Here is a 23,407-nt window from a genome sequence, read left to right on the forward strand (position 1 = left end):
CTATCCCTAAAATATTTGGAGATGATAAAATGATCGCGACGATACTGACGGCTACTGCGGTATATGTAGCAACAGGAATTGATTATCTCGTCATATTAATTCTTTTGTTTTCGCAAGTAAAAAAAGGTCAGGTAAAACATATTTGGATAGGACAATATATAGGGACTGCAATTGTGATAGGAGCAAGTCTTTTAGTTGCACAGGGGGTTGTAAATTTAATTCCTCAGCAATGGGTTATCGGACTACTTGGACTTTTACCACTTTACCTAGGCGTGAAAATATGGATTAAAGGAGAAGAGGATGAAGATGAAAGTAGCATTTTATCTTTATTCTCCTCTGGAAAATTTAATCAGTTATTTTTGACGATGATTTTCATCGTATTGGCTTCCAGTGCGGATGACTTTTCCATTTATATACCGTACTTCACGACCTTAAGTATGTCTGAAATCTTTATTGTCACTATTGTCTTTCTAATTATGGTTGGAGTTTTGTGCTATGTCAGTTACCGTCTAGCTTCCTTCGATTTTATATCGGAAACAATTGAGAAATATGAACGTTGGATTGTACCAATTGTATTCATTGGGCTAGGTATTTATATATTGTTTGAAAATGGAACATTCAATGCTCTGATTTCATTTCTTCTTTGAAGTGGCGAATCCAAACCATAAAGTAAAGTATAAAGAGGTTATCCTATTGATTGGGATAACCTTTTTATATTTAACTAATTATCATTTACGTTAAACACATGTACTTAAAGTAAGAACATTGATTTAAACCATTTTTTTCATAATTTACTCTTGATAAGATCCGACACCTTCTCCAGGAGATATCAAAATAACTCAGAGAATAAAAGAGATTAGTGAAATGATGGGCATTATATTATATGACCACATAATATTTTCAGAAAATGATCATCATTCAATTATCAAAAAAATTGCACTTTCTACTGGTATATATCCTTGCATTAATTTTATAAAAAATGCCCCTACTGAAGATATAAAAGCAATTGCTATGCTATTGTTCACTACCGTATTCATTGGTAATTTAAATAATGCTAATAATACAGGAATGATGATAAATGCTCCACCTGCACCCACAATTCCCGAAATTACACCAATTCCAAATCCAACTATAATAAATAGCAAAGGTTTAGATTTCGTCTCTTGTGTAGTAGGTTTAACTTTAATAAACATCAATATTAAAGCAAGTATGGCGATTATTACATATACCGTATTTACAAAAGTAGCATTAAACAAACTAGCTAAAATTGCCCCTAACATGCTTCCAATCAACATACCCCCTCCCATATATATAACAAGTTTAGGAGAGAAAGCTGGTTGTTTTCTTGCATTTAATGATCCACTAAGTGTACTGAAAAATACTTGACTAGAGGTAAGTCCCGAAGCAATATATGCACTATACGCAGGTATACCTATTAATGGTGGCAATATAAGAATAGCTGGGTAAATAATAATTGCGCCCCCAATACCTATTAATCCAGATATAAATCCACCCAGTACGCCAATTAGCAGCATAATAGTCATATTTGCTATATCCATTATTTACTTTTAACTAATAAATTAACTGCTTCATTAATTAATTCTTGAGAACTTTCATTATTTTCTTCTGCTGTTTTAACGCATTCTATTAAATTTTCACTAATTATAATCCCCATTAAACGTTGTATAGAACCTTTAGATGCACTAAGTTGCGTAATTATATCTTTGCAATCTTTTTCTTCTTCCATCATTTTTACGACACCATTTAATTGACCTTGTATTCTATTTATACGATTAATCATTTTTTTATCATAAGTCATATTCATTTCCTCCACATAAATTGATTAAGTTAATAATAATAAATTAAAACAAAATTGTCAAATACCCCTATAGGTATTTGGCAAATGATTCTATCCGTTTTATTATACCCTCATAGGTATTTATAGGAGGTAAGTATGGAACAATACAAAGAAGTACACATTAATTCATTAAACAAAGAAGAATTAGAAAAATTGGCAAAAATGGGTCAATTGATTGATGTTAGAACAAAAGAAGAATATGAATTAGGACACATTAACGGTTCAACTTTACACCCAGTAGAAGAGATTAAATCATTCAATAAGAATAGCAACAAAACGTATTATATACATTGTAAAAGCGGTAACCGAAGCACTAAAGCTTGCGATTATTTAGCCAAACAAGGTTATGATGTCGTGAATTTAAAGGGTGGATATAAAGATTATGAAGCAAAGAACTTCAATAGTGCTCCTTTAATAGAAAAAGATATTGAAATCAAAGAGAATCGTAAACAATTTGATTTTAGAGGTCTTCAGTGCCCTGGACCTATTGTTAATATCAGTAAAGAAATTAACAATATTTCAACGGGTGAGCAAATCGAGGTAACAGTTACAGATCCTGGTTTCAATAGTGATATTAAAAGTTGGGCGAAACAAACAGGGAATACCCTTGTAAATCTTACTGAAGAAGCAAATGTAATTAATGCAATTATTCAAAAAGAAAAGCCAAAAGAATTTGAAATCAATGACACTGCTACAGGTACAACAATTGTTTTATTTAGCGGTGAGTTAGATAAGGCAGTAGCAGCAATGATCATCGCAAATGGCGCTAAAGCAGCAGGTAAAGATGTAACTATTTTCTTTACTTTTTGGGGCCTCAACGCATTAAAAAAAGCGCAATCAACTCGCGTTAAAAAGAAAGGTATTTCCAAAATGTTTGACCTTATGTTACCTAAGGATCCAATACATATGCCATTATCAAAAATGAATATGTTTGGACTAGGTAATATTATGATGCGTTATGTAATGAACAAGAAAAATGTTGATTCTTTATACTCACTTATCGATCAAGCAATCGATCAAGATATAAAGTTAATTGCTTGTACCATGAGTATGGATGTTATGGGAATTTCAAAAGAAGAATTAAGAGATGAAGTCGATTATGGTGGCGTAGGTACTTATATTGGACATACTGAGCAAGCAAATCATAACTTATTTATCTAATCAATAAAATCTATTTTAAAAAGGAGTTTTTTTTGTTTTTCAAACAATTTTATGAAGACAATTTTTCACAAGCATCTTATTTAATTGGATGTCAACGTACAGGAGAAGCAATGATTATTGACCCTATACGAGATTTAACAAAATATTTAAAAGTTGCAGATAAAGAAGGATTCACAATTACTAAAGCTGCAGAAACACATATTCATGCTGATTTTGCTTCAGGTATTAGAGATGTGGCAAATAAATTGAATGCAAGTATATACGTATCTGATGAAGGTAAAGATGAATTTAATTATAAAAATATGCCTAAACAAACACATTTCGTTAAGCATCAAGATATTATCTATTTAGGAAAGATTAAATTAGAAGTCTTACACACTCCAGGCCATCCCCCTGAGAGTATTAGTTTTTTACTTACTGACGAAGGTGGGGGTTCCAGTATACCAATGGGATTATTTAGCGGTGACTTCATCTTTGTTGGTGATGTAGGTAGACCAGATCTATTAGAAAAAGCTGTAAATGTTGAAGGTTCTACAAAAATCGGAGCAAAACAAATGTATCAGTCCATACAATTTGCTGCAACATTACCAGACTATATTCAAATTTGGCCAGGTCATGGTGCAGGGAGTCCTTGTGGTAAAGCGCTAGGTTCATTACCTACAACTACTTTGGGTTATGAGAAAATAAACAACTGGGCTTTTAATGTTAAAGATGAAACTTCATTTATCGAAACTTTAACACTCAATCAGCCAGCTCCACCACACCATTTTTCACAAATGAAAAAAATAAATCAATTTGGTATGCAAATGTACCAACCATATAATGTTTACCCTAGTTCAAGCAATACACAAACTGCTTTTGATCTTCGAAGTAAAGAAGCATTCCATGGTGGTCATATGCATGGAACTATCAATATTCCTTTTAATAAAACTTTTATAAATCAAATTGGTTGGTATTTAGATTATGACTAAGATATTGAATTAATTGGCGATAAATCTACCGTTCAACAAGCTATTCATGCTTTACAATTAATTGGTTTTGAAAATGTAAAAAGTTACCGTTTGCCACAAACAAATATCGTCACATCATCTATTCATAGTTCTGAAATGACTGGTGAAGAACATAATGTATTAGATGTTCGTAATGATGATGAATGGCGTAAAGGTCATTTAAAACAAGCAATTCATATTCCTCACGGTAAACTTTTAAATGAAGATATACCTTTCGATAAAAATGACCTAATTTATGTACATTGTCAATCAGGTGTTAGAAGTTCAATAGCGGTAGGAATATTAGAATATAAAGGATTTACGAATATTGTTAACGTTAGAGGTGGCTATCAACATTTACCAGCATTTTTAAAATAGTTTTCTTCTGCAATAGAACTATAAAAATCCCTCAATCCGAAAATTCAATTCGGATTGAGGGATTTTTTTATAAAGACAATTACGAACTTTGATTATTCATTTGAATTAGTTTTTTATGCTTTTATATCTAAGTAAATATCATTAATCTGTAGTACTTTTTGGATAATTGCTAATGTACCACCTAGCAAAGTTGCAAATTTGACATTAGATGTTAACTTTATTTGAATTTCGTTACGTGAATATTGTTTGAACTGGTTCTTAATTGCTTCTAATATTTCAGGCATTTCATTGAACAATGGACAGTTAATGTAAATTGCATTCGGATTAAACTGGGTGTTTAAATTATGTATTAAAACAGCAATTTTATTTATAAATTGTTCCATTTCTTCAACTACGACTGGATTTTTTTCATTATAAAATTGAATTAATTTGCTAAGCGTCATCTTCTCATTTAGTTGATTACTTAAATTATGCAGTAAAGCTTCTTGTGAAAAAATATCTTCAATCTTATGAAAGATCTCCACATTATCGCTAACTTTTGAGACAAGTGTTTTTCCAATTTCACCCGCTTCCCCATTTGCACCACGATACAATTGATTATTAATAATAAGCCCAGCACCAATACCTTTATGTATACTTAAAGCAATAAGATTATTGTAGGATAAATTATGATTAAAATTACGTTCATATAACGCTGAAAGATTCGCTTCATTTTCAACTACGACTGGAACATTAGTAATTTCTTTTATTTTCTTAGCAATTGAAATTCCTTCAGTTTCATGGAATGGTAAATATGTCACATGCTGCTCATTATCCACAACTCCATGTATAGAAACAGACACACCTAATAGTCCGTTATAAGTATCAAGTTTCTCCTGAATATCAATATGTTTTTTTATTATGCTTAATATACTACTAACCTTTTCATCAGGTAAATCATAAGATTCATGCTTAATGACATTACCATCAAAATAATTGTACATCACTTCAACAGAACTATAAGTTAAATCCAAAGAAATAAAATAACCATAAAGATGATTAACCTTCAGAAGAATAGGTTTTCTACCACCACTCTTCGTGCTATCACCCTCACCAACCTCATTAACAAGAGATTTATACTTTAACTTATTCAAAATACTAGAAATCGTTGCCTTATTAATCTCAAGATTTTTAGATATTTGAGTACGCGAAATATTATGATGGTTATAAATTTCCCTTAGCACTCTTTTTTCATTATCATTTATATTTAAAATATTTTCCATAATTGCCTACCCCATAAGTTATTTTGAATTTAGTTTATAGTTTATCATGTATTTTTATACCAACTATTTTAACATAAATTAAATTAAACCTTAGAACAACTTAAAACCTCACTTAGGTTATCATCTTCGTTCTTTTATTTTTTTTATTATTTCAATAAATTACGTATTTCCAATATGACGATTTTTTATGCAAAGTCGTTGTATGTTTTTCAAATTTTTGACATTTATGCAATCTAAATAGCCAATTAGGGAATTTTTAACATTTTTTATTTGTTTGATATTATACTTAATGTATCTTAAATAGAAAGAGGGTATGCATATGGATTTCACTGGTGTTATTACAAGCATTATTGATTTAATCAAGACTTGCATTCAGGCTTTCGGTTAATTTTTTCAACTAAAAAACAGAGGAAATATTCAACGACTTGATTGTTTCCTCTGTTTTCTATGTATTGTTGTAAACACAACAATTTTATTTTTTATTCAATATATTTCTCAATTCTTCTATTTCATCTTGTGATAGATCTTCTTTTTCTACAAAGTTTAAGACAAGTGAATTGAAACCGCCTTTGTATACTTTATTGATAAAGTTTTTAGATGTTTTATATTTTATATCACTTTCTTCTACAAGAGAGTAATATTGAAAAATTTTATTGTCTTTTTTACGATCTATAAATCCCTTTTTATACAATCTCGTTATAAGTGTACGAATGGTTTTTGGACTCCAGTCCTTTTGCATTTGTATTTCTTCTATTATATTATTCGCACTTGCATATTTTTTCATCCAAATGATATTCATAACTTCCCATTCTGCAGATGATATTTCATACGTTTTATTATCCATTATATTAACTCCATTTCTTTTAAAATACGCTCAGAAATTTGTTGTGCTTTTTCGCCATTCGCATTGTCTTCGCCTTTTAAATGTGTAGCAAAATAATACGTATTATCTTTCGTTTCAACATAACCTACGAACCATCCATTTGCTTCTTTGTGATTCACGATTCCTGTTCCAGTTTTACCTACATATTTATAAGTATCTTTTTGTTTCAAAGTCATACTATTTTCAACTTTTTCAATAGCCTTATTATCAAAATGCATGTTATGTTGTTTCATATTTTTCAACAAATTAACCTGTTCTATTGCAGAAATTTTTAATGAAGATTCATTCCAATAATTTTCATTCCCTGATATTTCTTCATTACCATATTCAATTAGATCTAAATAAGATTTAACCTCATCTTGTCTTAAATGTTTGTTTAAATTTTCGTAATACCAATTTACTGAATATTTCATTGAAGAATTTAAATTTTGATCTTGGTTCCATTCTTTAAATGGATATTGATGTTTATCCCATTGTTGTTCAGTATGATTTAATGAGAGTAAATTTTGGTCGAATGCCATTAACGCTAAATAAATTTTGTAAGTAGAATTAGGTGAATATCGTTGTTTACTTTCTGGTTCATTATAAATAGAATAAGCTTGCTCCCGTTCATTATAAAGCACAAAACTTCCATCAAATCCTTTGAAATACGGAGCTAGTTGATTTAATTTTTTATATGATACATTTGTTTCATATTTGTCTTGTTGAACATGTGCAGATAGTAACGGTGCTTGTATTAAAAGCGATATACTACATACAATATACGCAACAATACGCTTGTTTCGATTAGGTTTAGGCATTGAATCATAAAGTGCAATATACTTAACACGTTCTTTAATATTTGAATTAAAACCTAGTAAATATTGTGCTGCCACATTATTTATGTGCTGAGATTTTAAAATAGAGCATTTTAATATCGATTCACCATAACGTATATGTTCATGGCGATTCAAAATTTTTAAAACGTTTCTATCACATACTTTTTCACAGTCATTGTCCATCATTGTTTTACTTATATATAGTGCAGGATTAAACCAGAATATCATTTTAAAAACAACATAAAGCTGGTTGAATATTAAGTCATGACTTTTCACATGTGATAGTTCATGTAGAATAATATATTCAATTTCTTTGTCATTCATGGTTTCGACTACGACAGTTGGTAGTACAATTTGGGATTTCACTAAACCAAATACCATCGGATTATCAATGTTTGAACTATAACTAATTGTTATATGCTTTTTGTAGAACTGCATCTTACTTTGACATACTTTAAGTCGTTCATTAAGATATGACGATTCCAATGACGAACTTTTAATAACATCAATTTGTCGGAATGCCTTAATCATATAAAATAAGCACAACAAACTACCAAATACCCATATCAAAAGAATCATATACGTTATATTTGAGGTCTCAAACTGATTAACATTAATTGCTAAGTCTTTCGTAACAGATGATTGTTGACCATCTAACATATGACTAACCGAAGAAGTCGTGTCAGATACATTTCGATTCATCATATCTTTTGAAAATGTAAAATTCGATATTTTGTAAAATGGTATTAATGGAATTAACGTGGAGACGAGCACTAATAACCAAATCTTATGTGACATAATATTTTGAGTATATTTTATATAGAGCATTCTCACTAAAAAAATTACACATATCGTGAGCAATGAACTGATTATACTTAACATTAAAAAAGATGATAACACCTTCTACACCTCCATATCACAAAAATTATAACATTATTTTGACATAAATACTACATTTGTAATATACTACAAATGTAGTCTTATATAAGGAGGATATTGATGAAAAAGATAAAAATTGTTCCACTTATTTTAATAGTTGTAGTTGTCGGGTTTGGTATATATTTTTATGCTTCAAAAGATAAAGAAATTAATAATACTATTGATGCAATTGAAGATAAAAATTTCAAACAAGTTTATAAAGATAGCAGTTATATTTCTAAAAGCGATAATGGTGAAGTAGAAATGACTGAACGTCCGATAAAAATATATAATAGTTTAGGCGTTAAAGATATAAACATTCAGGATCGTAAAATAAAAAAAGTATCTAAAAATAAAAAACGAGTAGATGCTCAATATAAAATTAAAACAAACTACGGTAACATTGATCGCAACGTTCAATTTAATTTTGTTAAAGAAGATGGTATGTGGAAGTTAGATTGGGATCATAGCGTCATTATTCCAGGAATGCAGAAAGACCAAAGCATACATATTGAAAATTTAAAATCAGAACGTGGTAAAATTTTAGACCGAAACAATGTGGAATTGGCCAATACAGGAACAGCATATGAGATAGGCATCGTTCCAAAGAATGTATCTAAAAAAGATTATAAAGCAATCGCTAAAGAACTAAGTATTTCTGAAGACTATATCAAACAACAAATGGATCAAAATTGGGTACAAGATGATACCTTCGTTCCACTTAAAACCGTTAAAAAAATGGATGAATATTTAAGTGATTTCGCAAAAAAATTTCATCTTACAACTAATGAAACAGAAAGTCGTAACTATCCTCTAGAAAAAGCGACTTCACATCTATTAGGTTATGTTGGTCCCATTAACTCTGAAGAATTAAAACAAAAAGAATATAAAGGCTATAAAGATGATGCAGTTATTGGTAAAAAGGGACTCGAAAAACTTTACGATAAAAAGCTCCAACATGAAGATGGCTATCGTGTCACAATCGTTGACGATAATAGCAATACAATCGCACATACATTAATAGAGAAAAAGAAAAAAGATGGCAAAGATATTCAACTAACTATTGATGCTAAAGTTCAAAAGAGTATTTATAACAACATGAAAAATGATTATGGCTCAGGTACTGCTATCCACCCTCAAACAGGTGAATTATTAGCACTTGTAAGCACACCTTCATATGACGTCTATCCATTTATGTATGGCATGAGTAACGAAGAATATAATAAATTAACCGAAGATAAAAAAGAACCTCTGCTCAACAAGTTCCAGATTACAACTTCACCAGGTTCAACTCAAAAAATATTAACAGCAATGATTGGGTTAAATAACAAAACATTAGACGATAAAACAAGTTATAAAATCGATGGTAAAGGTTGGCAAAAAGATAAATCTTGGGGTGGTTACAACGTTACAAGATATGAAGTGGTAAATGGTAATATCGACTTAAAACAAGCAATAGAATCATCAGATAACATTTTCTTTGCTAGAGTAGCACTCGAATTAGGCAGTAAGAAATTTGAAAAAGGCATGAAAAAACTAGGTGTTGGTGAAGATATACCAAGTGATTATCCATTTTATAATGCTCAAATTTCAAACAAAAATTTAGATAATGAAATATTATTAGCTGATTCAGGTTACGGACAAGGTGAAATACTGATTAACCCAGTACAGATCCTTTCAATCTATAGCGCATTAGAAAATAATGGCAATATTAACGCACCTCACTTATTAAAAGACACGAAAAACAAAGTTTGGAAGAAAAATATTATTTCCAAAGAAAATATCAATCTATTAACTGATGGTATGCAACAAGTCGTAAATAAAACACATAAAGAAGATATTTATAGATCTTATGCAAACTTAATTGGCAAATCCGGTACTGCAGAACTCAAAATGAAACAAGGAGAAACTGGCAGACAAATTGGGTGGTTTATATCATATGATAAAGATAATCCAAACATGATGATGGCTATTAATGTTAAAGATGTACAAGATAAAGGAATGGCTAGCTACAATGCCAAAATCTCAGGTAAAGTGTATGATGAGCTATATGAGAACGGTAATAAAAAATACGATATAGATGAATAACAAAACAGTGAAGCAATCCGTAACGATGGTTGCTTCACTGTTTTATTATGAATTATTAATAAGTGCTGTTACTTCTCCCTTAAATACAATTTCTTCATTTTCATTGTATGTTGAAAGTGACACTGTAACGAGTCCATTTTCTTTTTTTATGGATTTCTTATTTGTAATTTCAGCGATAACGTACAATGTATTACCTGGGTATACAGGTTTAATAAATTTAACGTTATTCATTTGTGTTCCTGCTACAACTTCTTCTCTGTTTTCAACGTAAAGTGTATAAAACAGAATGCGATACTATCAAGGGAGTTAAAACAATATACAGAACAGTAAAACACTATAAATAAAAATAAAAGTGCAATAAAAGTGCAATTTTTGCACCTAATCATACTCTGTTTATATATGAAAACTAGATTCTGAATCCAATATTTGGTTAACGAGAGGCGTTCGAATTTGAACGTCTTTTATATATTACTTTCAAATAAATATGAGGTAGAATACTATCTATTTTCTTTTTAACCCAATTGTTATAATGGAGAGTGTAAAATATTTTGTGTAAATAGAAAAAAGGAAGTCCCTTCTGTAGAATAGAGTTACCACAACACATTCACAGAAGAGAGGACTTCCCTATGAACGATTTTACTACAGAAATTCTAAAGACTCTAGCGAACAAAGGCGATTTGAATGAATTATTCCGTGTCCATTTGGAGAAAGCAGTCAATACGCTTCTCAAAACGGAGTTAACGGCTTTCCTAGATTACGAAAAGTATGATCGCATTGGTTTTAACACGGGTAATTCTCGTAACGGCTCCTATGACCGTACGGTCAAGACCGAGTATGGGGAACTTCATCTCCAGATTCCGCGCGACCGCAATGGTGAGTTCAAGCAACAGACTGTTCCTGCTTATAGACGGACGAATGACACGTTAGAGGAGACCGTCATTCACCTCTTCCGAAAAGGTATTACCATGTCGGAAATCGCAGACTTGATTGAGAAAATGTATGGGCATTACTACACGCCCCAAACCATGTCCAATATAACAAAATCATTTACAGAAGAGGTAACGGCGTTTAATGGGCGGGAGCTTCATGACCGTTATGCTGCTATTTATATGGACGCAACGTATATTCCGTTAAAGCGGAAAACCGTCGCCAAGGAAGCTATTCATATCGCAGTTGGCATTCGCCCGGACGGATCAAAGGAAGTATTGAGCTATGCGATTGCACCGACTGAATCCATCACGATTTGGGAGGAAATTTTATTGGACCTTCAAGAGCGCGGTTTGAAAAATGTCCTCCTGTTCATCACGGATGGCTTAAAGGGGATGGTAGGAGCGATTAGTCGGTTCTATCCCAAAGCTCGTTTTCAACATTGTTGTGTACACGTTTCCCGTAATATCAGTCATAAAGTGCGTGTCGATGATCGTAAGGAAGTCTGTGATGATTTTAAAATGGTGTATCAAGCCTCATCTAAAGAGGTGGCGTTGGAAGCACGTGGTACTTTTGCGGAAAAATGGAAAACCAGCTATCCAAAAGTGGTTGAATCGATTCTTTCGAACGATCACTTGCTCACTTTCTATGATTTCCCCTTGGCCATACGCAAGAGTATTTATTCTACGAACTTGATTGAATCCTTTAATAAACAAATCAAGAAATACAGCCACCGCAAGGAACAGTTCCAAAATGAAGAGTCGATGGAACGTTTCTTAGTCTCGTCTTTTGATACTTACAACCAAAAATTCCTAGGTCGCAGTCATAAAGGTTTCCAACAGGCCGAAGGCGAGCTCGAACAAATGCTAAGCCAACTGATTGAGAATTAGAAACAATCTGCAGTAGGGAAGAATCATTTACACAAAATTATTGACGCTCCCTTATAATGAGAACTTTTACTAACATAATTTATGATAAACTTACTATATAATCATATTAATTAAATAGTTAGGAGATCTGCTTATGTTTATATCTACTCTTCAAATTCGAAATTTTAGAAATTATGAATCCGAAATCTTTCGATTCGATAATGAGACAAATACTATTATAGGTGAGAATGATTCAGGGAAAACCAATGCTCTTACTGCATTGAGAATCTTATTAGATGATAGTTATTACTATAGTAGTAAAACACTAAAAGAATCAGATTTTTTTCATGGAATTCAAAATGGGTGGCAAGGGCATTGGATTATTATCTCTGCGACATTTGAAGGAATCAGCGAAGAAGAATTTGACAATGAGATTTGTGCTTCCATTTCTTTAAATTCTGAAAGTCAAACAATCTTAGAAGAATTGATTTCAAATGCAGATAAAGGTGTAGGTAGTATTTCTCTATTTATTAGACCTAACAAAGCTATTAGAAAGCAATTATTTGATATTTCCACTGAATTAGACTCTCATCAATTTAACGAATTTAGAAATTCTATTCGTCTATCCGACTATGAATTTTACTACACATCTAAATCAAATCTAAATTTCTGTATCAATGAAAATTATGATAAATTGGTAGGAAGACTCAATGACAATATAGCTAGTAATCCTGAAGAAGACGATGAAGCTCTGTTGGGCTCAAGAATTGACATGTCAGATATTTTCAAGCATATTTCGGTTGTTTATGTTGACGCTCTTCGAGATGTTCTTAGAGAAATGAAAAACAATCGAAACCCAGTCAAAAGAATCATGGAAACAATTGAATCAAAAATATCATCAGATAATGTTGAGTCATTAAAAACAATTATACAGCAATTAAATGAGACTATTACCAGTGTTCCTGAAATTAGGAAAATTGGCGAAAATATTAATCGGCAACTAAATAGCATAATTGGTTCAGTGTATTCTCCTAATCTTCTTCTTTCCTCAACTATGTCAGATGATATGGGTTCTTTAGCAAAATTTCTTTCAATGAAGCCAGAACAAAATATCGACTTAGACTTACTAGGGTTAGGACATCTAAATATGATTTATTTAGCTTTGAAAATAGTCGAATTTGAAGCGTGTCGTTCAAGAGAACTACTTAATATTATGTTGATTGAAGAACCAGAAGCTCATATTCATCATCATATTCAAAAAACTCTGTTCGAAGGATTAAATCTTCAAAAAAACTATACTCAGATTCTCATGACCACACATTCTGTACATTTAGCTGAAGTGTCTGAAATATCTCGGATGAATGTATTAAAATCGTTTAATGGCAAATCTATCGTTATGAATCCAGCAAATAATCTGAACTCATTTGCTAAAGAAAAGTTAAAAAAGAACAATCTAAATCTAATAAACGCAGTAGAGAGATATTTAGATGTTAAAAGAAATGGATTGCTTTTTTCTAAAGGTGTTATCTTAGTTGAAGGAGATGCTGAAGAAATACTTATTCCTCAAATAGTAAAAAAATTATTTGGTATAAACTTAGACGAACTTGGAATAGGTTTGATTAATGTTGGTAGTACTTCGTTTGAATATATCGCTAGCTTGTTTGACGATGATAGAATACAGAGAAAGTGTGCTATTGTAACTGATTTAGATGAACAGGCAATCCCATCAGAACATCGATTGTATAAAAGCACTGCACAAGAGAAAGGTCAAGCAAGAAAAGAAAAATTATCCTCCCTTTTTAATGAAAACAATTGGGTTAATTGTTTTTATGCTAATACAACATTTGAAATTGAGTTTTTAGATGTGAATAAAGAAAATATTCTAACTTATGTCAGTCCAATTATAGATGACGCATTCAAAGATAAAAAAACAATAACTGCTTATAAAGAAGAAATACAAAGTGAACAATATTTAGAAAGAAATTTAGCGATGTTAAAACTAGCCAATCATGTTGGTAAGGGGTGGTTTGCAATTGAGTTAGGTGAAAAAATTGACTTTTTAATCAAAATTCCTAAGTATATTCTTAATGCTATTGCTTTTGCATGTCAGGAAATAGTAGATCTCTCAATTTATAAAAAAATTCTACTCCATACAATCGACTTGTACGAGGAAACTACAGAATTGTCAGCTTTATCAGCTAGTTTAAAAACAAGTGATACAGCTGATTTGAATATAGCAATAATTTCTTTATTAGAGTACTTTGGTAAAGATGAGGATGTTGTGTATCTAATCAATCAGATAGAAAATTACACAAAAATACTTTATGCTGAGGTTTCAAAATGACAAATATCTTCGAAAAAATCGTAAATGATTTAAATTTAGAACAAAAAGATGTTGTGGAAAGTGAAGATAACCTTTATGTAAATGCATGTCCTGGGAGTGGGAAAACAAGGGTACTTACAAGGAAAATTGCTTACCAAGCAATTAAACACGATGGATCACTAAAAAGAATAATTGCTATCACATACACTAATAGAGCTGCTGAAGAAATTAAGGAACGCCTAAGTTTACTTAGTATAGATGATGATATTAATATTTGGGTGGGGACAATACATCAGTTTTGTCTTGAATTTATTATTTATCCTTTTAAAATGAATCTCTCAAGAGTATCAAAAGGATTTACAATTATTGATGATTATACTCAAAGAGCTTACGTCAGCCAAATTAATAATATGCTGAATTTAAATCTCAAAACGTATGAACTGAACAAAATTGATTTGTCACTTTCTCATGATTTTAAAATTAATGAAGTTCAGTATACTCAAGTTTCTGAAATGTATCACACTATGTTGGAAAAAAATAAAGAAATTGATTTTGATATGATTTTACTAGTAGCGTATAAAATTTTAACTGTAAACAGTAACGTTGCACGTAATATTGCTAGTAATATAAGGGCGATTTATGTGGATGAATTTCAAGATACTAGAGAATTACAATACAATGTAATAGCTAAATTACTTCAAAACAACCCTCAAATTCAGTCAATGTTTGTTGGAGATATTGACCAAGCAATTTATGGATCATTAGATGGTATAGCTAAATCAGTTGAAGAACTAGAAATGCTAACTAGTCACACTTTTCAATCAAAGACGCTACATGGCTGTTACAGGTCTAATCAGAGATTAGTAGACTTCTACTCTAATTTTCAGAGTTGTCCTTACGAGATTGAAAGCAGAGGGAATAATAAAAACGACCGTGGTTTTATAAGTTATGATTGCAAAGTTACTAAGGAGGATTTACCCAACATAATAAAAAATATAATAAAGGAAAAGATTGAAAGCGGCATTCATGAAAAAGATATTTGTGTACTTGCTCCTCAACACTATCCTCTGTTTTCACTGGGTGAGTATTTAAAGAAAGAATTACCGTATTGCAATTTTGATGCTATAAATATATCACCAATTAAGGTAAATAATCATAGTTTATTTTTCAAGTTAGCAATTTTGTACTTTACTGAATCAGGTGAAAAGGTTCGAAGAAGAAAGCTAATTGCAAACGATATTTTAATTATATTAAAAAATGAATTTGGAATAGAAGTTAAAGATTATTTTATTGACTTAGATTTATTACAGCTAATAAACAGTGTGAAAAGAATGTATAGTGGAGACGACAACGGTGTTGATTTATACAAATTTGTTACCAAACATATATTTGTTAATCTTAATATTGACGAGAAAAATTACCCGTCTATTTTTAAGCACTATCTATTTTTTATTAACGAAGTAGAAGATCGGATAAAAAATAATTCATTATCTAGTAGTGTATCTAGTTTTAAGAAGATGTTTAAATCTCGAGATGGTATCACACTTACTACAGCACATAAAGTTAAAGGAAATGAGTATGATACTGTTATCGCTATTAATCTTCTAAACGGGAAAATTCCTCATTGGAATGAAATTTTTAATGTTTCTGATAAAGGAATTAGTTCAGCGAGAAAACTACTATACGTAATTTGTTCAAGAGCAAAAAATAATTTATTTCTTTTCTCAGAGGTGGGTTATTTTACGAGTAAAGGAGACTTGCTTTATCCCACTCAATTATTAGATAAAATAGAATTTGATTATAATATTTAAAATACCTAGGTAGTCGTTGTTTTAAATATAGTAGGAATCGGACGCTCAGTACGGAGCGTCTATTTTTTTACCCAATTTTGAAAGGAAGTGAACTTATGAAAATAAAAAATCAAGAATCAAAAGGTCGCTCTCCCCCCTTTAAAACCATCACACAAATAAGATTCATTCAAACATAAAAACAGAAAGGATAGGTAAAAATATGGAACTTAAATATGTCATTCCCAATATGGAAAAAACATTTGGACAATTAGAATATGCTGGTGAAGGGAACATTGAACAACGTCGAATAAATGGCAGACCAACCATTCTCTCTCGTAGTTACAATTTATACTCAACGATTCAACGAGCAGATGATATTGTTGTCATTCTTCCCTCCGAAGCTGGCGAGAAACATTTTGAATCCGACGAAAAAGTCAAACTCATCAACCCACATATTACCGCAGAAGGTTATAAAATTGGCAATCGAGGATTTACCAATTACATTATGCACGCAGACGATATGGTGAAAGCATAAGAAAGGAAAGGTGAAAAAATATGAGATTAGCAGAAGGTATTGTGATTGAAAAAGACCAGACATTTGGCACATTGAAATTTTCCGCCTTGCGTCGTGAGGTTCGTATCCAGAATGAAGATGGTACGGTTTCCGAAGAAATTAAAGAACGTACCTATGACTTAAAATCAAAAGGACAAGGACGCATGATACAAGTCAGTATCCCCGCTTCTGTTCCTTTGAAAGAATTTGACTACAACGCAGAAGTGGAATTAATCAATCCTGTGGCAGATACCGTAGCGACGGCTACTTTTCGAGGGGCAGACGTTGATTGGTACGTGAAAGCAGACGATCTTGTATTAAAAGGACAGACAAAACCTCATCAGAAATATAAAAAAGAAGCGTCCGAAAGTGAAAAATAGGTGTTGCTTATGACAAACACACCATTGATTTTGAAAGAAATTCCGAAGGATGAAGCCATTTCTTTTATTCGGCAATACCATTATTCAAAGATACTCCCTAGATTGTGTAAATACTTTCTAGGGATTTTTTCAGAAGAAAAATTATTAGGCGTTGTGGAATTAGGCTGGGGTACGCAACCCCTACAAACCATACGCAAACTCTTTCCCGACAGTTCCCTTCAAACCACAGATTATTTAGAAATTGGAAAGATGTGTTTTCTTCCAGAAATGAATCAAACCAATTATTTTGGCAGTCAAGCTCTTTCAGCTCTAATTAAGTGGTTGAAAGAACATACGGACTGTCATTTTTTATATACACTGGCAGATGGAATTGAGGGAAAATGTGGCTATGTCTATCAAGCGTCCAACTTCTTTTACTGCGGGTATTTCAAGACAAGTGTCTATCGTGATAAGCAGTCATGGGAAAAGATACACCCTCGAAGTGCTCGCCTTTTATTAGAGGAAAATGCTCGCTTTGAACAGGTAGAGAAAAAGCATTGGCTTTCCCAGGCATTTTGCGAATACAAAGGGATTGAGAAAATCAATGGACGCATGTTTCGCTATCTCTATCCGTTGACAAAAGAAGCGAAAAAACTGTTAGGACACACTCTCTATCGACGTCATTATTATCCGAAAGAAAAAAATTTACGCTTTGAAAAGCGAATCGCTTATCAGAAATATGAAGCCATTTCTCAACCAACTTTTGATAAACAGGCTCGTATCTACAATACACAATTATTTTGATAGGTGGAAAGGAGGATTTTTATGCCATTGCTTCATGACAGAGGAGAGCGAATCAAAGCCAACGATAAGCACTTGGTCTATCATTTTGTACTAATTTCATTGCTGGTAGTTTTTCTAGTCGTCCTACTCCCTTTTCATTGGAGAGCGTTACAATCGGTGAACTGGCAAGCAGTTCAGTTAGATACATTTTTCTATCAACTTCATACGCCATACTTTTGGAGCAGTATTCTCACTGCTCTTTTTGTATGCGGACTTATCAGCTGGCTTTATTATCACTATCGTATAGATTCTATAAAACAGTTAGAGCACCGTCAAAAGTTAGCTCGTATGATTTTAGAAAATCATTGGTATGAAGCCGAAGAAACTCAATCAGAGGGATTCTTTAAAGATTTACCCAGCAAGAAAACCAAACAACGAATCCGCCATTTTCCTAAAATATATTATCGAATGAAAGATGGACTAATCCATATTCATGTAGAAATCACCTTAGGGAAATATCAAGATCAGCTTTTGCACCTAGAAAACAAACTAGAAACAGGATTGTATTGTGAATTAGTGGAAAAAACGTTGAAAGATTCTTATGTAGAGTATGTCCTACTTTATGATACTATTGGCAATCGAATTGGCATTGAAGACGTGGTAGCTCAAGATGGACGTGTCAAATTGATGGAATCGGTCTATTGGGAGTTCGATTCTCTCCCTCACATGTTAATTGCTGGGGGCACTGGTAGTGGAAAATCCTATTTTATTCTCACATTGATTGAATCTCTCCTGCATACAAATGCAAAGCTTTATATTCTTGACCCTAAAAATGCTGATTTGGCAGACTTAGGGGCGGTCATGAATAATGTCTATTACCGTAAAGAAGATATGTTGGCATGTATCAATCAATTTTACGAAGATATGATTGATCGCAGTGAAACCATGAAACAACACCCTAACTATAAAACAGGAGAAAATTATGCTTATCTTGGTTTGTCTGCCAATTTTCTTATTTTTGATGAATATGTGGCAATGATGGATATGCTAGGTCGTGAAAGTACCACCGTTATTCATAAACTCAAACAAATTGTAATGTTAGGACGACAAGCAGGCTTCTTTTTAATTCTTGCCTGTCAACGTCCAGACGCAAAATATTTTAGTGATGGGATTCGGGACAACTTTAACTTCCGTGTGGCTTTGGGTCGTATGTCTGAAATGGGCTTTGGTATGATGTTCGGAAGCGATACACAAAAACAATTTTTCTTAAAACCCATCAAGGGAAGAGGTTACGTGGATACAGGAAAAAGTGTGATTAGTGAGTTTTATACACCCCTTGTACCAAAAAGGTACGATTTCTTAGGAGAAATAGGAAAAGTCATTCAAAAAAAGCAATCTGAGCCTGTACCGCACGAAGTGAAAGGTACAGGTTCAGACTTGCTTTGATTGGTGTGGCGTTAGCCACGCCAATCCTTTAGCCCCCTCTATCTAACAGGGGGGCACAAATACAACTGAAAACAGGCAATTCTCATCAACCAATGTTGATGGTACAAAGGATTGCGGAAAATATGAAAGGTGTAAACTCAAGGGTCATAGTTTACATCTTTTTTAGATTGGAGGTTTGCGAATGGAAAACGAAAAAATTTGGATTAAGGAATTGAAAGAAAAGCGACTGGCTTATGGCGTTTCTCAAAATAAACTGGCGGTTGCTTCTCATATTACCAGACCTTACCTATCGGATATTGAAACAGGCAAGGCAGTCCCTACTCAACAGGTGAAAGAAGATTTACTGAACGCTTTGGAACGCTTCAATCCCGATAACCCATTGGAGATGTTATTCGACTATGTACGGATTCGATTCCCTACCAATGATGTGGCTCAAATTATCGGTGAGGTTTTACGTTTGAATATGGATTATATGCTACACGAAGACTTTGGCTATTATTCTTATCCCGAACACTATCGTTTCGGTGATATTGTTGTCCTAGTCTCTCATGATGTAAGTAAAGGTGTTTTATTAGAACTGAAAGGAAAAGGCTGTCGGCAATTTGAAAACTTTCTATTGGCTCAACATCGGAGCTGGTATGATTTCTTTCAAGATTGCATGGAACATAAAGGTATTTTCAAACGCTTGGATTTAGCTATCAACGATAAAACAGGGATTTTGAATATTCCAGATTTGGCAAAGAAATGTAAACAGGAAGAATGCATTTCCGTCTTTCGAAGCTTTAAAAATTATCGCAGTGGTGAATTGGTTCACCGTGATGAAAAACCATACATGGGAAACACACTTTATATTGGCTCATTAAAAAGTGAAGTCTATTTCTGTATATATGAGAAAGATTATGAGCAATACGTGAAAAATGATGTTCCCTTAGAAGACGCAGAAGTAAAGAATCGGTTTGAAATTCGGTTAAAAAATGACCGAGCCACCCAAGCCATGAAAGATTTATTGGCACATCAACAGGCGGAAAAAACAGCCTTTGAAATTATCAATCGCTATATCCGCTTTGCAGATAAAGACGACACTAAACGTCGGAGTGATTGGAAAACTAATGAACGTTGGGAATGGTTTATCGGTAAAAATCGTGGAGCATTACGCCTAACCACACAGCCAGAGCCTTATTCTTTTGAACGAACATTGAACTGGTTACATCATCAAGTCGCCCCTACATTAAAAATCGCAAGCATTTTAGATGTTCTCAACGGTACAACCATTATCTCCACCATGATTCAGGAAGCCAAACTGACAGAAAAACATGAGAAATTAATTGAACAACAACATCTAGCCATGGAGGATTTGATTACATGAGCCTTTTAACAAAAGAATTAAAGAAGTTAGGGTTTCAGTGTGGCATTGAGTTTCAAGCGTATATACAAAATACAGGGAAATATACGTCTCTCATTATTGAGGGAAAACGGCAAGCTGGTGATACCATCTATACCTATGATTTTTACAAGGTGAGATTTTATAATAATTATACCAATCGAGTAACCGTCTATGGAGAGCATTTAACCCCTTTTCAATTATTAAGGCGTGTAAAAAGCTATATCTATTATCGAGAAAAATATCTTAAGGAAAGGAGGACAATCACATGAATTTTGGGCAGAATTTGTACAACTGGTTCTTGGATAATGCACAGTCATTGGTATTGTTAGCGATTGTTGTCATTGGACTGTTTTTAGGTTTTAAACGAGAATTTTCAAAACTCATTGGCTTCTTGATTATTGCTCTAATCGCCGTCGGACTTGTGTTCAATGCAGCTGGCGTGAAAGATGTGTTATTAAACTTATTTAACCGAATCATTGGTGCTTAACAGATATTTTTCATGATAAAATAGGAAGTATATATTTTGTTATGAAAGGATTTATGAATATGTTTACAAATGATCAATTTAAATCTCTTTTAATTAAAACATTAGAAAGAAAGAGCTCTTCAAATTATTATGAAGGAGGTAACGAGATTGTTTCTAAAATGAAAATATCAGAGGTAACTTTAGATGAGACTGACGATTTTACTTATTATAAAGGATATAAAAAGGGCTGGAATACGCTTTGCACATATCTTAAAATAAGAGTTCCTTTTGATGATTTAGACTTTTTTGAAAGTCATAAAGATTTGATTACCCAGACAGCAAGCTCCATATATGATAAACAAGGTGATAATGTATTAGTGGATACTATTTTAGTACCACTTCCAGAGAATTACGAAGTAATTAACTTTAGTCAGTTGAAAATTAGTGATGTGGTTTCACAAGCTATTGAAGACGCTGAGTCTTTTATGAGTAATGGTGAATATCAACGTGCCTTTGACAGAGTTCACACTGCTTTTCATGGATATTTAATTGAAATACTAAAAAAATATGAAATTACAGTTCCTAGAGACGAAAATCTATCTAAATTATATAGTAGGATACAACAATTAATTGAAAAAGAAATTCAACCTACTGAACTTGCTGATATAGTGAAGACAACGATAAGGTCATCAAATGGAATGATTAGCTCTCTTAATGAAGCAAGAAATAGGCATTCACTTGCACACCCTAATACAAATATTATTGGAAAGAGAGAAGCAAAACTAATAATAGGTATTTCAAGTACAGTTACAGATTATATTAGCGGATACCTTGATAAGTAGCGTCATTAACTGATTGCTACTTTTTTTATGACTATTTTTATAAAAAGGATGTGATAAGAATTGGAAATGAAAGTCTATGTGGCAAATTTAGGACGGTATAATGAAGGTGAATTAGTCGGAGCATGGTTTACTCCACCAATTGATGAGGAAGAAATGGCAGAAAGAATCGGTTTAAATGAGGACTACGAAGAATATGCAATACATGATTTTGAGCTTCCTTTTGATGTGGACGAATACACGCCGATTAGTGAAATCAACCGTCTATGTGAAGCCATTCAAGAAATCGAAGGTACACCTATTTATAATGAACTCAAAGAAATTCAAGGCATGTGGTTTAGTAGCTTGGAAGAATTACTGGAAAACAAAGAGGATATTCATTGTTATAGTGATTGTGATTCGATGGAAGATGTCGCCCGTTATTACGTGGAAGAAACAGGACAGCTTGGTGAAGTCCCTTCCAATTTACAAAATTATATTGACTACCAATCTTTGGGACGTGATATGGAAATAGAGGGTAATTACCTAGTTACCTCTCATGGGGTATTTGAATATTGTCAGTAAGTTTAACAATCCGTGTTATAATTAAATTAATAAATAGCACGGAGAGGTATAAATTATGGTAAATGTATTTGAAAATCTTAAACTATTAAAACTAGACATGAAAGATAAAGGCTGGGTGATAGATTCCTTTTACTTTCGTTACAAACAGCAAAATTATATTGTACTTGTTAAGCTATTTGAAAAAGAGGAAAAAGTTCCAGAATATGCTCTGTTAAAACTAGAATTTTTAAAGGAAAACGATTTTTCAGATATGCTAGCTGTCTATGCTAATTCGGTAAAATTATATACAGACACGAAAACAATAAGAGAATATTTTGGTATCGAATACAGTAGTAACTTGGGAGATGTTTTATTTCAATTTAGCCAAACTCTTGCTCGATTTATTCCGACAGAAGTTAGTGAGAAGAAAAATGAAGACCAAAAAGAAGCCATGTGTTTCTCATTAAGTCAAAGTGATTCAGAAGATCCCAGAAAAAAATATTGTTTTTCAGTTAGAAGAAATCCTTTAAAGGGAAATGGTGAGCTGGGAAAACGAAGTCCTTTTAATGACAATAAAACGAGATTGTATAGACCCAGCTTATATGAACGATTAGGGTCAGATACCAATTTAAGTTTCAGATATTCAATGAATCCAGATGATGAAGAAACTGATGAAGGTATTATTGCAAAATGGACAAAAAATAAAATTGAATAGTTAAAGCATTGAAAGAGCAATCACCTATTTTGATTGTTCTTTTTCTATTTTTACG

20 protein-coding genes and 3 pseudogenes are annotated in these 23,407 nt (G+C 32.4%); 17 read left to right on the top strand and 6 right to left on the bottom strand.

Annotated features, from left to right (window positions below):
• Positions 1–29: 29 nt before the first annotated feature.
• Positions 30–647, top strand: coding sequence for a CadD family cadmium resistance transporter (locus LQ617_RS08910; RefSeq protein WP_000562107.1), 618 nt, complete (start codon positions 30–32; stop codon positions 645–647).
• 273 nt (positions 648–920) lie between these two features.
• On the opposite strand, the pseudogene LQ617_RS08920 reads toward LQ617_RS08910, so the two are convergent.
• Both LQ617_RS08920 and cstR read right to left on the bottom strand, forming a co-directional pair.
• Positions 921–1,559, bottom strand: a pseudogene (locus LQ617_RS08920) (sulfite exporter TauE/SafE family protein); the annotation flags it as partial.
• Positions 1,559–1,819 carry a persulfide-sensing transcriptional repressor CstR gene (gene cstR / locus LQ617_RS08925; RefSeq protein WP_000220507.1) on the bottom strand — a complete coding sequence of 87 codons (261 nt, stop codon included), beginning with the start codon at positions 1,817–1,819 and terminating at the stop codon, positions 1,559–1,561. The gene cstR and the pseudogene LQ617_RS08920, both read right to left, overlap by 1 nt.
• Before the next feature lie 135 nt (positions 1,820–1,954).
• Here cstR and LQ617_RS08930 point away from each other — a divergent pair, with 135 nt between their 5' ends.
• A complete protein-coding gene (locus LQ617_RS08930; protein WP_000438836.1) occupies positions 1,955–3,019 on the top strand; it encodes a DsrE/DsrF/DrsH-like family protein in 1,065 nt (354 codons plus the stop codon).
• Between the two features lie 32 nt (positions 3,020–3,051).
• Positions 3,052–4,386: pseudogene (gene cstB, locus LQ617_RS08935) on the top strand (persulfide dioxygenase-sulfurtransferase CstB).
• A gap of 113 nt (positions 4,387–4,499) precedes the next feature.
• Here cstB and LQ617_RS08940 read toward each other — a convergent pair.
• Complete coding sequence (locus LQ617_RS08940) at positions 4,500–5,648, bottom strand: ROK family transcriptional regulator (RefSeq protein ID WP_000427807.1); 1,149 nt, start codon at positions 5,646–5,648, stop codon at positions 4,500–4,502.
• Between the two features lie 319 nt (positions 5,649–5,967).
• On the opposite strand from LQ617_RS08940, the gene psm-mec reads away from it, so the two are divergent.
• The gene (gene psm-mec, locus LQ617_RS08945; RefSeq protein ID WP_014532405.1) at positions 5,968–6,036 is read left to right on the top strand and encodes a phenol-soluble modulin PSM-mec; all 69 of its coding nucleotides are present in this window, start codon (positions 5,968–5,970) and stop codon (positions 6,034–6,036) included.
• A gap of 84 nt (positions 6,037–6,120) precedes the next feature.
• Here the strand turns inward: psm-mec and mecI are convergent, their stop codons facing one another.
• Positions 6,121–6,492, bottom strand: a complete 372-nt coding sequence (gene mecI, locus LQ617_RS08950; protein ID WP_000369214.1) for a mecA-type methicillin resistance repressor MecI — start codon at positions 6,490–6,492, stop codon at positions 6,121–6,123.
• The gene (mecR1, locus tag LQ617_RS08955) at positions 6,492–8,249 is read right to left on the bottom strand and encodes a beta-lactam sensor/signal transducer MecR1 (protein WP_000952923.1); all 1,758 of its coding nucleotides are present in this window, start codon (positions 8,247–8,249) and stop codon (positions 6,492–6,494) included. The genes mecI and mecR1 overlap by 1 nt, the downstream gene beginning before the upstream one ends.
• Before the next feature lie 96 nt (positions 8,250–8,345).
• On the opposite strand from mecR1, the gene mecA reads away from it, so the two are divergent.
• Positions 8,346–10,355, top strand: coding sequence for a PBP2a family beta-lactam-resistant peptidoglycan transpeptidase MecA (gene mecA / locus LQ617_RS08960; RefSeq protein ID WP_063852655.1), 2,010 nt, complete (start codon positions 8,346–8,348; stop codon positions 10,353–10,355).
• Positions 10,356–10,400: 45 nt separating this feature from the next.
• Here mecA and LQ617_RS08965 read toward each other — a convergent pair.
• Positions 10,401–10,613, bottom strand: a pseudogene (locus tag LQ617_RS08965) (MaoC/PaaZ C-terminal domain-containing protein); the annotation flags it as partial.
• A gap of 368 nt (positions 10,614–10,981) precedes the next feature.
• Here LQ617_RS08965 and LQ617_RS08970 point away from each other — a divergent pair.
• From LQ617_RS08970 to LQ617_RS09030, 12 genes are all read left to right on the top strand, one after another.
• Positions 10,982–12,172 (top strand): IS256-like element ISLgar5 family transposase, encoded by a 1,191-nt coding sequence (locus LQ617_RS08970; RefSeq protein ID WP_000997694.1) that lies wholly within the window; start codon positions 10,982–10,984, stop codon positions 12,170–12,172.
• A 133-nt stretch (positions 12,173–12,305) separates the two neighbouring features.
• Positions 12,306–14,495 carry an ATP-dependent nuclease gene (locus LQ617_RS08975; protein WP_000470931.1) on the top strand — a complete coding sequence of 730 codons (2,190 nt, stop codon included), beginning with the start codon at positions 12,306–12,308 and terminating at the stop codon, positions 14,493–14,495.
• The gene (locus LQ617_RS08980; protein WP_000181735.1) at positions 14,492–16,285 is read left to right on the top strand and encodes an ATP-dependent helicase; all 1,794 of its coding nucleotides are present in this window, start codon (positions 14,492–14,494) and stop codon (positions 16,283–16,285) included. Before LQ617_RS08975 ends, LQ617_RS08980 begins: the two co-directional genes overlap by 4 nt.
• Before the next feature lie 199 nt (positions 16,286–16,484).
• Complete coding sequence (locus tag LQ617_RS08985; RefSeq protein WP_000421279.1) at positions 16,485–16,799, top strand: YdcP family protein; 315 nt, start codon at positions 16,485–16,487, stop codon at positions 16,797–16,799.
• A gap of 20 nt (positions 16,800–16,819) precedes the next feature.
• Positions 16,820–17,197 (top strand): YdcP family protein, encoded by a 378-nt coding sequence (locus LQ617_RS08990; protein ID WP_001234191.1) that lies wholly within the window; start codon positions 16,820–16,822, stop codon positions 17,195–17,197.
• Between the two features lie 9 nt (positions 17,198–17,206).
• On the top strand, positions 17,207–17,980 hold the full coding sequence (locus LQ617_RS08995) for a Mom family adenine methylcarbamoylation protein (RefSeq protein WP_000185761.1): 774 nt from the start codon (positions 17,207–17,209) through the stop codon (positions 17,978–17,980).
• Between the two features lie 21 nt (positions 17,981–18,001).
• On the top strand, positions 18,002–19,405 hold the full coding sequence (locus LQ617_RS09000; protein WP_001130244.1) for an FtsK/SpoIIIE domain-containing protein: 1,404 nt from the start codon (positions 18,002–18,004) through the stop codon (positions 19,403–19,405).
• Between the two features lie 181 nt (positions 19,406–19,586).
• The gene (gene mobT / locus LQ617_RS09005) at positions 19,587–20,771 is read left to right on the top strand and encodes a MobT family relaxase (protein WP_000426689.1); all 1,185 of its coding nucleotides are present in this window, start codon (positions 19,587–19,589) and stop codon (positions 20,769–20,771) included.
• Positions 20,772–21,054: 283 nt separating this feature from the next.
• Complete coding sequence (locus LQ617_RS09015; protein ID WP_001009054.1) at positions 21,055–21,276, top strand: hypothetical protein; 222 nt, start codon at positions 21,055–21,057, stop codon at positions 21,274–21,276.
• Positions 21,277–21,317: 41 nt separating this feature from the next.
• A complete protein-coding gene (locus tag LQ617_RS09020) occupies positions 21,318–22,097 on the top strand; it encodes an abortive infection family protein (RefSeq protein WP_000675717.1) in 780 nt (259 codons plus the stop codon).
• A gap of 60 nt (positions 22,098–22,157) precedes the next feature.
• Complete coding sequence (locus tag LQ617_RS09025; protein ID WP_000425404.1) at positions 22,158–22,658, top strand: antirestriction protein ArdA; 501 nt, start codon at positions 22,158–22,160, stop codon at positions 22,656–22,658.
• 55 nt (positions 22,659–22,713) lie between these two features.
• On the top strand, positions 22,714–23,352 hold the full coding sequence (locus tag LQ617_RS09030; protein WP_000248477.1) for a DUF6037 family protein: 639 nt from the start codon (positions 22,714–22,716) through the stop codon (positions 23,350–23,352).
• Positions 23,353–23,407: the final 55 nt, after the last annotated feature.

The sequence above is a fragment of the Mammaliicoccus sp. P-M59 genome (assembly GCF_022386135.1).
In the GTDB taxonomy this organism is placed as follows: domain Bacteria; phylum Bacillota; class Bacilli; order Staphylococcales; family Staphylococcaceae; genus Mammaliicoccus; species Mammaliicoccus sciuri_A.

Bases quoted from the DNA above. Each gene is read 5' to 3' on its own strand.
- LQ617_RS08910 (WP_000562107.1), top strand. From the start codon at position 30: ATGATCGCGACGATACTGACGGCTACTGCGGTATATGTAGCAACAGGA.
- LQ617_RS08940 (WP_000427807.1), bottom strand. From the start codon at position 5,648: ATGGAAAATATTTTAAATATAAATGATAATGAAAAAAGAGTGCTAAGG.
- LQ617_RS08975 (WP_000470931.1), top strand. From the start codon at position 12,306: ATGTTTATATCTACTCTTCAAATTCGAAATTTTAGAAATTATGAATCC.
- LQ617_RS08990 (WP_001234191.1), top strand. From the start codon at position 16,820: ATGAGATTAGCAGAAGGTATTGTGATTGAAAAAGACCAGACATTTGGC.
- LQ617_RS08930 (WP_000438836.1), top strand. From the start codon at position 1,955: ATGGAACAATACAAAGAAGTACACATTAATTCATTAAACAAAGAAGAA.
- LQ617_RS08985 (WP_000421279.1), top strand. From the start codon at position 16,485: ATGGAACTTAAATATGTCATTCCCAATATGGAAAAAACATTTGGACAA.
- mecI (WP_000369214.1), bottom strand. From the start codon at position 6,492: ATGGATAATAAAACGTATGAAATATCATCTGCAGAATGGGAAGTTATG.
- LQ617_RS09020 (WP_000675717.1), top strand. From the start codon at position 21,318: ATGAAAGGATTTATGAATATGTTTACAAATGATCAATTTAAATCTCTT.
- mobT (WP_000426689.1), top strand. From the start codon at position 19,587: ATGGAAAACGAAAAAATTTGGATTAAGGAATTGAAAGAAAAGCGACTG.
- cstR (WP_000220507.1), bottom strand. From the start codon at position 1,819: ATGACTTATGATAAAAAAATGATTAATCGTATAAATAGAATACAAGGT.
- LQ617_RS09030 (WP_000248477.1), top strand. From the start codon at position 22,714: ATGGTAAATGTATTTGAAAATCTTAAACTATTAAAACTAGACATGAAA.
- LQ617_RS09015 (WP_001009054.1), top strand. From the start codon at position 21,055: ATGAATTTTGGGCAGAATTTGTACAACTGGTTCTTGGATAATGCACAG.
- LQ617_RS08995 (WP_000185761.1), top strand. From the start codon at position 17,207: ATGACAAACACACCATTGATTTTGAAAGAAATTCCGAAGGATGAAGCC.
- LQ617_RS08980 (WP_000181735.1), top strand. From the start codon at position 14,492: ATGACAAATATCTTCGAAAAAATCGTAAATGATTTAAATTTAGAACAA.
- LQ617_RS08970 (WP_000997694.1), top strand. From the start codon at position 10,982: ATGAACGATTTTACTACAGAAATTCTAAAGACTCTAGCGAACAAAGGC.
- LQ617_RS09000 (WP_001130244.1), top strand. From the start codon at position 18,002: ATGCCATTGCTTCATGACAGAGGAGAGCGAATCAAAGCCAACGATAAG.